This is a genomic window from Nocardia sp. GTS18, assembly GCF_013839555.1.
Classification (GTDB): domain Bacteria; phylum Actinomycetota; class Actinomycetes; order Mycobacteriales; family Mycobacteriaceae; genus Nocardia; species Nocardia rosealba.
The window spans coordinates 71,316-81,788 of sequence record NZ_JACBIU010000024.1 but is presented as its reverse complement, the minus strand read 5'-3'; the positions used below and the strand labels follow the sequence as shown (position 1 = coordinate 81,788).

At 68.1% G+C, this 10,473-nt stretch carries 12 protein-coding genes; 7 read left to right on the top strand and 5 right to left on the bottom strand.

What is annotated here, in order from left to right:
- Positions 1-341 precede the first annotated feature (341 nt).
- A complete protein-coding gene (locus HYG95_RS18495; protein WP_181699395.1) occupies positions 342-1,184 on the bottom strand; it encodes a MerR family transcriptional regulator in 843 nt (280 codons plus the stop codon).
- A gap of 256 nt (positions 1,185-1,440) precedes the next feature.
- Here HYG95_RS18495 and HYG95_RS18490 point away from each other — a divergent pair, with 256 nt between their 5' ends.
- From HYG95_RS18490 to HYG95_RS18470, 5 genes are all read left to right on the top strand, one after another.
- Positions 1,441-2,037, top strand: a complete 597-nt coding sequence (locus tag HYG95_RS18490; RefSeq protein WP_225282196.1) for a lipocalin family protein — start codon at positions 1,441-1,443, stop codon at positions 2,035-2,037.
- Positions 2,034-3,350, top strand: coding sequence for a deoxyribodipyrimidine photo-lyase (locus HYG95_RS18485; protein WP_181699391.1), 1,317 nt, complete (start codon positions 2,034-2,036; stop codon positions 3,348-3,350). Before HYG95_RS18490 ends, HYG95_RS18485 begins: the two co-directional genes overlap by 4 nt.
- Before the next feature lie 83 nt (positions 3,351-3,433).
- The gene (lipB, locus tag HYG95_RS18480) at positions 3,434-4,183 is read left to right on the top strand and encodes a lipoyl(octanoyl) transferase LipB (protein ID WP_181699389.1); all 750 of its coding nucleotides are present in this window, start codon (positions 3,434-3,436) and stop codon (positions 4,181-4,183) included.
- Positions 4,180-5,202, top strand: coding sequence for a lipoyl synthase (gene lipA, locus HYG95_RS18475; protein WP_181699387.1), 1,023 nt, complete (start codon positions 4,180-4,182; stop codon positions 5,200-5,202). Before lipB ends, lipA begins: the two co-directional genes overlap by 4 nt.
- A gap of 37 nt (positions 5,203-5,239) precedes the next feature.
- Positions 5,240-5,551, top strand: a complete 312-nt coding sequence (locus HYG95_RS18470; protein WP_067496065.1) for a pyrimidine/purine nucleoside phosphorylase — start codon at positions 5,240-5,242, stop codon at positions 5,549-5,551.
- Positions 5,552-5,586: 35 nt separating this feature from the next.
- Here the strand turns inward: HYG95_RS18470 and HYG95_RS25050 are convergent, their stop codons facing one another.
- The 4 genes from HYG95_RS25050 to HYG95_RS18450 form a co-directional block, all read right to left on the bottom strand.
- A complete protein-coding gene (locus HYG95_RS25050) occupies positions 5,587-6,024 on the bottom strand; it encodes a hypothetical protein (protein WP_181699384.1) in 438 nt (145 codons plus the stop codon).
- Between the two features lie 99 nt (positions 6,025-6,123).
- Complete coding sequence (locus tag HYG95_RS18460; RefSeq protein ID WP_181699382.1) at positions 6,124-6,852, bottom strand: SDR family oxidoreductase; 729 nt, start codon at positions 6,850-6,852, stop codon at positions 6,124-6,126.
- Between the two features lie 63 nt (positions 6,853-6,915).
- On the bottom strand, positions 6,916-7,449 hold the full coding sequence (locus tag HYG95_RS18455) for a hypothetical protein (protein WP_181699380.1): 534 nt from the start codon (positions 7,447-7,449) through the stop codon (positions 6,916-6,918).
- Positions 7,450-7,553: 104 nt separating this feature from the next.
- Positions 7,554-8,090, bottom strand: a complete 537-nt coding sequence (locus HYG95_RS18450; protein ID WP_181699378.1) for a hypothetical protein — start codon at positions 8,088-8,090, stop codon at positions 7,554-7,556.
- A 518-nt stretch (positions 8,091-8,608) separates the two neighbouring features.
- Here HYG95_RS18450 and HYG95_RS18445 point away from each other — a divergent pair.
- The gene (locus tag HYG95_RS18445) at positions 8,609-8,824 is read left to right on the top strand and encodes a hypothetical protein (RefSeq protein ID WP_181699376.1); all 216 of its coding nucleotides are present in this window, start codon (positions 8,609-8,611) and stop codon (positions 8,822-8,824) included.
- Positions 8,821-10,329 carry a hypothetical protein gene (locus tag HYG95_RS18440; protein ID WP_181699374.1) on the top strand — a complete coding sequence of 503 codons (1,509 nt, stop codon included), beginning with the start codon at positions 8,821-8,823 and terminating at the stop codon, positions 10,327-10,329. Before HYG95_RS18445 ends, HYG95_RS18440 begins: the two co-directional genes overlap by 4 nt.
- Positions 10,330-10,473: the final 144 nt, after the last annotated feature.

The window sequence follows — 10,473 nt, the reverse complement described above, 5'->3', positions numbered from 1 at the left end:
AGCGTCAGATGTGTCTAAGAGGCAGCCGCCACCCACCCCTTCCGCACCCCCGACCTCGAACAAACCCTGCGCCACCTGCTCGGCCGCTGACCCAGACCAGCCGTGCGGTCGCGCCGGCCCGCGACAGCGCTTGGCGGGCGACTGCGCACTGAGGACGCCCACCACATCCCGTAATCGCGTCCGCGAGAAGGTGCTGCGCCCCCGCTCTGATGCGTCCGGTCGTGCGGGGTGCACGCCCTCCTGGCCGAAAATTGCTGGGCTCCAGCCATATTGACCGGCGGCTTCGTCTCGGCACCCGATTCGACCGGCTCCCTTGATCACTCCGTCCAGCGACGTGCTGGTCAGCGGAGAACGGCGACCGCTTCGGCCAGCCCCTCGACGCGCTGCACCTCGGCGGGCAGCAGCACGTCCTGCCAGCCCGGTCCGCCGACGAACACGCGTGCCCCTGCGGCCAGGGCGGCCACAACTGCCGAGCTCAACGCGGTGGATTCCCGTTGCGACCAGAGCAGAACAGAGGTCGGTCCGCTCGTGCGGGCCAGTGCGTCGGCGAGGGCGACGGTCGGCACATCCGCCCCGAGCATCCGCGCGCCTACCCCCTGTTCCGCCAGTGCTGCACGCAGCACTTCGAGAGGGAGCGAATGGGTTTCGCCACCCGTGCAGGCCAGCAGGATGGTGTGATCGGTGCGGGCGTGCGGGGCCTGGGTGCGCTGCATGACCGACGTGATGCACCACGACAGCAGGTGTTCGACGTCGATGCAGCCTTCTCCGCTGCTCTGGCGCGCCACGACATCGGCGAAGGCGGGTCTGCACAGCCCATCCCAGGTTTCCACGATGCCGACCGCGCGCACGTTCGCCTCGAGCAGAGCGATCACCCGGCCCGAGTCGAGCGCGAAGGCGGCCTCGAGCAGCGGCAATCGGTCGCCGGGCAGCACAGCGATGCCGCGCACAGTGGCGGCGGCACCGGCCGGGCTCGCGCCGTCACGAATCAGCGCGAGCATGCGTTCGAGCGCGGCGATGTCGGCTTCGGTGTAGAGGCGGTGCTTGCCAGGGCGATCCTGTGCGGGACCGATGTCGTAGCGCCGGTTCCAGCTGCGCAGAGTGGCAGTCGGAATGCCGAGCCGGTCCGCCACGGCGCGCACCGTGTAACCGGCCGCATCGGAGACAGGGGCTGAACCGGCGGACATCGCTCCATTCTTGCCGATAACCCGATCATCCCGCCTTACCGACGTGGCTCGACGCCGTCCTGTGAAGCCGTCGCTCACTGAACGCGCGCCCCCTTCGCTGCCAGCAGACCTCTCGCACGCACCCAGAAAGCGGCATCGCCGGGCGTCGATACGGCCGAAGTCGTCCGACTGTTGAAGCAACCCGCCTCCGCCTCATGAATCATTTATGCATCGTTTCTTGGTACGCTGTCGGTACCGACGATCTCGAGGAGTCCTTGTGCGTATCGCCCTAACGTCCGCGTTCCGCCGTTCGGCGGCGACCGCCTTCGTCGCCCTTGCGGTCACCGCCTTGTCCTCGGCCACGGCGGCCGCGGCGCCCCCGACTCCCGTTCCGTCCCTCGACCTGGACCGGTACCTCGGCGTCTGGCACCAGCTGGCCGCCGTACCCCAGCCGTTCAACCTCGCGTGCGCGCGTGACACGACCGCCACCTACTCGCTGGACGAGCAAGGCGATGTCGCCGTGCACAACCGCTGCCACACCTGGTCGGGCGGCATCGACGAGATCCGTGGCACCGCCACCGTCACCGACCCCGCCACGAACGCCCAGCTGAACGTCTCCTTCCCCGGCGTACCCGGCCAGGACGGACAAACCAACTACATCGTCACCGCGCTCGGCCCGGAGTACTCGTGGGCGCTGGTCACCTCGCCGAGCCGCCTGTCCGGTTTCGTCCTGTCCCGCACACCCACCCTCGACGCCGCCGCCTGGGACGACATCCACACCGCGATCGAGGCGGCAGGCCAGAACACCTGCCTGTACTTGACCACTCCGACCACCGGCGGGCGCGACGACATCGCCCCGCTGTGCACCCGATGACCGTCTCGATCGCCCTGTTCACACGCGACCTGCGCCTGGCCGACAACCCCGTCCTCGACGCCGCCCGCCGGTCGGCCGACACCGTCGTGCCACTGTTCGTCGTCGACGACGAAATCGTGCCCGACCGCTGTCCACCCAACTGGGCGGCTTTCCTCGCGAGCGCACTGACCGAACTCGACGCGGGCTTGCGCGACATCGGCGGCCGCCTCGTCGTGCGCCGTGGTCACGTCGCCACCGAGGTCGCGCGGGCTGTCGCGGAAACCGGCGCGAAGTCGGTGCACATCGCCCAGGACGTCAGCGCCTTCGCTACCCGACGCGAAGACGCCCTGCGCGACGCGCTGTCGAACTGCACCGTGCGCCCACACTCGGCCGTGATCACCGCCGTCGACCCGTCGGCCCTGGCACCGGCCACCGGCCGCGACTACTACGCCGTGTTCACCCCATACTTCCGCCGCTGGGTAGACACCCATCGACGCCGTCCACTAGACAGCCCCCGCGAGCTCGCCGTACCCGACGTCGCCAGTGCGGCAATACCTTCCGTCGCCGAGCTGTCCCCCGGACAACCCTCCCCGAACTGCCCGACCGGCGGTGAGACCACCGCCCGCGCGCTCTTGAACAAGTGGCTGGCGGGCCCGATCGACGACTACGCCGACCGCAACGACGACCTCGCCGCCGATGCCACCTCGCACCTGTCGCCATACCTGCACTTCGGCTGCCTGTCCCCGGTAGAGGTCGTGCACCGCACAGACCTGTCCACCGACGGCGGTCATGCCTTCGCCCGCCAGCTCGCGTGGCGCGACTTCCACCATCAGCTGCTCGCCGCTCGCCCCGACACCGCGTCCACCAGCCTTCGCCCCGGCCCGTTCGCCGTGCGCCGAGACCCCCAGGCGGTCACCGCCTGGAAGGAGGGTCGCACCGGTTACCCGATCATCGACGCGGCGATGCGTCAGCTCGTCACCGACGGCTGGATGCCCGGCCGCGCCCGCCTCATCACCGCGTCGTTCTTCACGAAGACCCTGCGCCTGGACTGGCGGATCGGCGCCGCCCATTTCCTGCACTGGCTCGTCGACGCCGATCTGGCCAACAACCAGCTCAACTGGCAGTGGGCCGCGGGCACCGGAACCGACACGCGCCCCAACCGCGTCCTCAACCCCCTCCGCCAGGCCGACCGTCACGACCCCGACGGCACCTACGTCCGCCGCCATCTCCCCGAACTCGCCCACCTGCCGGGCGGCACCATCCACCGCCCGTGGCGCGCGGACCTGCCCGGCTCCACCTATCCCGCACCGCTGGTCGACGTCGCGGGCATGTGACCCCGCGTCCTCTCGGCAACCGTACGACACGGCGGCCCGACCATCCGTTGGCGTCGTCGGTCGCCGGGCGTAACGTCAGGATCGTGAACGACACGCGCCCCTCCGCGTCCGCCCGATTCGATACGACCCCGATCGTGGTCGAGGATCTCGGACTCATCGACTACCACGCCGCCTGGGAGCTGCAACGGCAGATCGCCGACGAACGCGCCGCAGGCGAGGGCACCGACCGGCTGCTACTGCTGGAGCACCCGTCGGTCTACACCGCCGGCCGCCGCACCGAGGCCGACGATCTGCCCATCGACGGCAGCCCGGTGGTGCAGGTCGACCGGGGCGGCAAGATCACCTGGCACGGACCCGGGCAGCTCGTCGGCTACCCGATCATCCGGCTGGCCGAACCGGTCGATGTGGTGCAGTACGTGCGTCGTCTCGAAGAAGCACTGATCGACGTGATCTCGGGTCTCGGCATCACCTGCGGACGGGTCGAGGGCCGGTCGGGAGTGTGGTTGCCCGCCACCGACTACTTCGCCGAACGCAAGATCGCCGCGATCGGGGTGCGCGTGCAACGCGGCGTCGCCCTGCACGGCATCTCGCTCAACTGCAACTCCGCCCTCGACGGTTTCCAGGCCATCGTGCCCTGCGGCATCAAGGACGCGGGTGTCACCACCCTCACCCGAGAGCTGAGCCGCGAGGTCACCGTCGCCGAACTGAAGCCGCTCGTCGCCACCGCGATTGTTGCCGCGCTCGACGGAGAAATTCCCGTCCGCCCGCATGACATCGATCGCACCACCGCCCCCGCGCCCGAGCGGGCCCCGAGCGTAGAGTCGGTGCAGTGAGCTCCGTAGACGCCTCTGCCCCCGCCGGACGCAAGCTGCTGCGCATCGAGGCGCGCAACGCGGAAACGCCGATCGAACGCAAACCCAAGTGGATTCGCACCCGCGCCACCATGGGCCCCGAGTACAGCGAGCTCAAGGGCCTGGTGAAACGCGAAGGGCTGCACACCGTCTGCGAGGAAGCGGGCTGCCCCAACATCTTCGAATGCTGGGAAGACCGCGAGGCCACCTTCCTCATCGGTGGCGAACAGTGCACCCGCCGCTGTGACTTCTGCCAGATCGACACCGGCAAGCCCGCGGCGCTGGACCGCGACGAACCCCGCCGCGTCGCCGAAAGCGTGCAGGCCATGGGCCTGCGCTACTCCACCATCACCGGTGTGGCCCGCGACGATCTCGACGACGGCGGCGCCTGGCTCTACGCCGAAACCGTGCGCGCCATCAAGGCCCTCAACCCCGGCACCGGTGTCGAGCTGCTGATCCCCGACTTCAACGCCGACCCCGACCAGCTCGCCGAGGTGTTCTCCACCCGCCCGGAGGTACTCGCTCACAACCTGGAAACGGTGCCGCGCATCTTCAAGCGCATCCGCCCCGCCTTCCGCTACGAGCGCTCTCTCGCGGTGATCACCGCGGCCCGCGAGGCAGGCCTGGTCACCAAGTCCAACCTCATCCTCGGCATGGGCGAAACCCCCGAAGAGGTCACCGAGGCCATGCGCGACCTGCACGAAGCCGGCTGCGACATCCTCACCATCACCCAGTACCTGCGCCCGTCCCCGCGCCACCACCCTGTGGACCGCTGGGTGAAGCCCGAGGAATTCGTCGAACACTCCAAGGTCGCCGAACAACTCGGCTTCGCAGGCGTCATGGCAGGCCCCCTCGTCCGCTCCTCCTACCGAGCCGGCCGCCTCTACGCCCAGGCCATGACCCACCACGGCCGCGAAATCCCCGAAGCCATGACCCACCTGGCCCAGGAAGGCACCGCCTCCCAGGAAGCCAGCTCGGTCCTGGCCCGCTACGGCAGCTGACCTAGACTAAGGGTCCCCTCATCCCCCGGAAGGACCCATGTCGAAGTTCGAGAACGTCTCCGTCAGCAAGAAGGCCAATGTGTACTTCGACGGCAAATGTGTCAGCTACAGCCTCGAGCTGCCCGACGGCACCTCGAAGTCGGTGGGTGTCATCCAGCCGTCCAGCCTGACCTTCACCACCAGCGCCCCGGAGATCATGGAACTGGTCGCGGGCGAGGCGAAGGTGACCCTGGCCGGCGACTCCACCCCGATCACCTACCGCGCGGGCGAGTCGTTCAAGGTCCCCGGCGACAGCTCGTTCGACATCGAGGTCGTCGACACCATGCACTACATCTGCCACTACGGCTGATCCCCCGGGGTGCCATCACCACCGACGGCACCCCATCAGTTGTAGTCGAAATACCACCCGGGCCCGCGCTCGTAGTTGCCCTCATGGCAACCGCGCGTGATGAAATTCGCTGACCCGAGCAACACCTTGTCGAGCTCGCTCTGGCACACGCGCTCATTGCCGTACGGACCGAAATGCAGCGTCGTCTTGCTCGGCGATTCCGTCGGCAGCGCACCGGGGTTCGCGGACGTACCCGAGGACGGCACGCTCGTGGTGGCCTGAACAGTGGTAGGCGCGACGGTCGTCGGTGCAACAGTCGAAGCCTGCACCGTCACCGTCGATACCTGCCCCGTTCCACCCTCCCCGGAATCCGTCGAACACTGTGCCACCCCGACGAGCACCGTAGCCACCACCCCGAGCACTCCCGCCACGCTGCCGACAATCGTCCACAGGTGCGTCTGCCCACCGCCGGTCGGCTGCTGCTCACTCGACAAGGCAACTCCCCCTACGCATTCGGCCTACCATCTGAAGAAGCAACCTAATCCAGATCCTGGCACGGCGCAGAGCTCTCACCGACGGCAAACAGACCGATGTCAGAAGCTCTTGTGCGGCACGCCGACGGTGAGTCCACCGTCGACCACGAACTCCGCGCCCGTCGAATACGAGGACTCGTCGGAGGCCAGGTAGGCGACCAGCGCCGACACCTCGTCGGGCTGGGCCGCGCGAGCCAGCGGAATCTGCAGGAAGTCGGCCGGAATTCCCTCGGTCATCGGGGTGCTGATGAGACCCGGATGGACTGAGTTGACGCGGATCCCCTGCGGCGCGAGTTCCAGGGCCGCCGACTTGGTGAGTCCACGGACCGCGAACTTCGTCGCCGTATACCCGTGCAGCCCAGGGCTTCCCCGCATCCCCTCGACCGAGGAAATATTGACGATCGACCCGCCGCCGGTCATTGCGGGAACCGCCGCCTGCATGCCGAGGAACGTGCCGGTGAGGTTGATGTCGATGATGCGCTGCCATTCCTCGAGCGCGAAGTCGACGAGCAGGTTGCCGTTGACGATCCCGGCGTTGTTCACCAGCACATGCAGCCCGCCGAACTCTTCGACCGCCGTGCGCACCACCGCCTGCCACTGCTCCGGCTCGCGGACATCGAGGTGCTGATACCGCACACCGAGTTCTGTTGCGAGAGCGGCACCTTCGTCGTCGAGCACGTCGCCGATCACCACCGACGCGCCCTCGTCGACGAACCGGCGCGCGTGCGCGGCGCCCATGCCCCGCGCACCGCCGCTGATCACCGCGACCTTGCCTGTCAACCGTCCCATGCCACGAATCCTTCTGCCGAACCCCTGCCGTTTACACCGTACGAGCGCAGGGGCGATTCGGGGCTATTTCACGAGGAACTCGTCCTTGTACAGCCGGTTCGGCCGGGGAGCCGTCGCTTCGCTGAGCTCGACCTGGTAGTCGCTCTCACGCACCGTCTTCGGCCGATAGCTGCCACCGAAGGTCACCATCACCGACCCGCCGACCCCGTTCACGCCTCGCTCGGAGGACGCTTCACGGCCCGCGTTGAACACCGTCGCCACATCGCGCCCGTCGTTGCCGACCGCGATGGTCCCGTCATGAAAGAACTGTACGAACGTGCCGTTGTCGGCCGCCACGGTCGCGGCGACCGTGTGTCCGAGCTCGGGTGTCAGGGCGAATTCGGCATCACAGGTCTGACGCCGGTCCACCGGTCCCGGCACGTCGAGTGTGCGCCCGATGCCGAGCAGTACCGTCTCGCCCAGCGCGTTGTGCCGTTCGCGGCCCATTTCGGACCAGAGATGAGTGGTCGACCAGACCTTCACACGCCCGTCGTCGAAAAGCGACACCCGGTCGTCGGTGCCGTTGCTGAACAAGAATTTCGCGCTGTTGGGGGCCATCTATCGATCATGGTCGATTCAGCACGCCCCTGTCGCCCGGTTCGGCCGATACGGCACGATTCCACGGCGATGGAATTCCGCGAAACCGCTGGTAGCAACCGATTTCAGCAGGAAATATTCGTGGCGCCCGAAGATTCGAACGAGATGTGCACGTGGTCGTAGTGATTCTGGGTGGGGCTGCCACGGTCTTCCATGAACGACCAGCCGCCGCCGTCGTTGTAGCGCTGCTTCCAGATCACGTAGGTGACGCCGAAGCGCTCCTTGTTGGCCAGCACGAATTCGGCGATCGCATCGCCGACGCCGCCGCTGGTCATCACGTCGAGCGCGAGCCCGGCTCCGTGGTCACCGTCGTAGCGGCCGTGCGCCCCGCCGATATCGCTGATACCGAACATCTTCTGCAGCAGGTGGCTCACCTGCGCCACGTGCGGCTGCACGCCCTTCCACTCGGTGTCACACGGGGTGGTGGCATGGATCAGCGACAGCGTCGCCGATTCGTCATGGGCGGACACCGGTGCCGGCTCGGGTTCCACGAACGCGGCTGCGGCGGCGATCGGATCGGGGTCGACCGTCGAGGTGGTCTGCGGTTCGACCGCGGCTGCCTCCTGGACCGCAGGTCCCGGCCGGATCGTCATCCACAGCATGGCCGGGACTGTCGCAGCGACACTCCACACGGCAAGCTGAGCGCGCCCACGCGGCGGCGCCGGTTTGCGATGTTGACCACGCACGATGTCGATCACCAGCTACTCGTAGAGGACAAGGTCACCGCTACATTACGAAATGGTCGCGGAAATGTCACGCCGCACGCATGACGTGCGGTCGGAAAAGCATCCCGCATGCCGGACGATCGCGCAACCATCACGCTGCGATCTCGATCAGAGGACTTGTCGGCACATCACCGTTGCACCGGTTTCGTGCCGCGAAAGGCCGCTGCGACTCCCCTGCCCAGTCATGCGGACAGCCTTCCGTCCAGCTCGATCCGCATTCTCCATGACCGGCGCAATCGGTCTCAGAGGCAAGCAGTCGCACATCCTTCACCGGAGATCCGCCGAATTTCACACTGCGCGAATCATTTTCGAATCTTTCACAAATGCCGATCTGTTCCCACCCCCAGTATCGTCACCCGCACCGACATCCGTACCGCATCGAATGGAGACGGCCTGTGCCGGACGCCCTGCACCAGCTCACCACCACGCTCGGCACCCCACCCCCATCCGAGTTCGCCACCCTCACGCCCGACGAGCTCGCCACCCTGAACACCTATGTCCAGGCCGCCCTCGACCAGCGCAAAGCCGCCCTCGACGACGCTCTCGACTCCGGCATGCGTCTCATCCCCCGCCTCGCCCGCCCCGCCGTGAAGAAGGTGCTCGGACTATGACCGCGTCCCACCACACCGCCGCCGAGATCGCCCGCCTGTCCGCAGCGCTCGACCGCCCCGCCGCCGACCTCGAATTCCTCGCCGCGCTGCCCCCGTCCGCCCTGCGCGCCTTCCGCGAACAGATCAGCGACCAGGTCTCGGCCCGCGAGGCCCGGCGCATGCAAAAGACTGCCGCCGCAGCGAAATTGGTGCCGCCGACCCTCGCCGCCAAGATCACCGAAGCCGCGTTCGGTCCGGTCCTCGCCGCCGCCATCGCCGGTTCCGTCGACCCGGCCCGCGCCGTCGCCATCGCCAGCGCCCTGTCGCCCACATTCCTCGCCGACGTCGCCGTCACGCTCGACCCCCGCCGCGCCGCCGAGGTGATCGCCGAGATCCCCGACCGCATGGCCGCCGACGTCGCCCGCGAATTACTCAGCCGCCGCGACTATCTCACCATGGGCCGCCTAGCCACCTCGGTCCCCGACGACGTCCTGCGCGTAGCCCTGCCCCACGCCGCCGACATCGATCTCCTACACGTCGGCTACCACCTCGAAGACCCCAGCGCCGCCGACCGCCTCCTGTCGCTCATCACCGACCGCCTCCCCGGCCTCATCCACGCCACCAACGCCGAGGGCCACTGGCCCGAGGCCATCGCCCTGCTCGACACCCTCGGCCCCACCCAACGCTCGCACCTGGCCGACGAAGTCGCCGCTCAGGACGTCGAAATCCTCGACGGCCTCCTCGCCGCCGTCACCGCCCTGGATGCCTGGGACACCCTCCTCCCCGTCGCCGCGGGAATGAAAACCGCCGGCCTGCAACGACTGGCCGCCCGTCCGCTGATGCAGGACCCCACCGTCCTCACGAAGATCGCCGACCTGGCCCTCACCCACAACCTCTGGCTCGACCTCCTCCCCCTCGCCGAACACCTCGCCCCCACGCAACTCCAGCCCGTCGCCGCCCGGATTTCCACCGAACCCGACGATGTCCTCACCACCCTCATCGAACAGGCCCGCGACCACTGGGAAACCCTCTTCCCCGTAGCCCTCGCCCTCGAGCCCGAGGGACGCCAACGCTTCGCCTCGCTGCCTGTCGTGCACCAGCCCGACACCCTCACCACCGCCGTCGCGACCGCCGCCACCCACAACCTGTGGCCCGAAGCCCTTCCGCTGCTCGACATCCTCCCGGAATCCACCCACGACACTCTCGCCACGGCGATCAGCACCCTTCCCGACGACAGCTTCGTCGCCGCGATGGCCGCCGCCCCGGCCGCCGACTGCACCACAACCTTGGTGAAGATCGCCCTGCGCCAAGACGTCGCGTCCCGCTCACGGTCCCTCACCCTCCTCGACGAGTTCGGCGACATCGAAGCCCTCGTCGCCACGTTCACTCCGACGGACTCGTCGGTGTGGAAAGGCTTGTGCGAGATACGAACCGAGCTTCCGGTCCGGTTGCGGCAGCTGCTCGCGGTGCAGGCGAAAGAATGCGGGCAGAACGAGTTCGCCGACCTGCTGTCGGGCGGGCAATAGACGCGCCGAATATGCTGAACGAGGCCGAGCTGCCACCAGTGCGCCGGTCAGGAGGGGTTTCGTGGGGGACACGGAAACAGCAGTGAGCACGGGGCCGTCCCCGTCGTTGCCGACTCTTACGCGCGACCTAGGACGCTCGGCACG

What these genes read in the sequence shown, in the direction of transcription:
- HYG95_RS18450 (WP_181699378.1), bottom strand. Translation starts at nt 8,090, where the DNA reads ATGCTGTGGATGACGATCCGGCCGGGACCTGCGGTCCAGGAGGCAGCC.
- HYG95_RS18460 (WP_181699382.1), bottom strand. Translation starts at nt 6,852, where the DNA reads ATGGGACGGTTGACAGGCAAGGTCGCGGTGATCAGCGGCGGTGCGCGG.
- HYG95_RS18485 (WP_181699391.1), top strand. Translation starts at nt 2,034, where the DNA reads ATGACCGTCTCGATCGCCCTGTTCACACGCGACCTGCGCCTGGCCGAC.
- HYG95_RS18455 (WP_181699380.1), bottom strand. Translation starts at nt 7,449, where the DNA reads ATGGCCCCCAACAGCGCGAAATTCTTGTTCAGCAACGGCACCGACGAC.
- HYG95_RS18470 (WP_067496065.1), top strand. Translation starts at nt 5,240, where the DNA reads ATGTCGAAGTTCGAGAACGTCTCCGTCAGCAAGAAGGCCAATGTGTAC.
- HYG95_RS18495 (WP_181699395.1), bottom strand. Translation starts at nt 1,184, where the DNA reads ATGTCCGCCGGTTCAGCCCCTGTCTCCGATGCGGCCGGTTACACGGTG.
- HYG95_RS18440 (WP_181699374.1), top strand. Translation starts at nt 8,821, where the DNA reads ATGACCGCGTCCCACCACACCGCCGCCGAGATCGCCCGCCTGTCCGCA.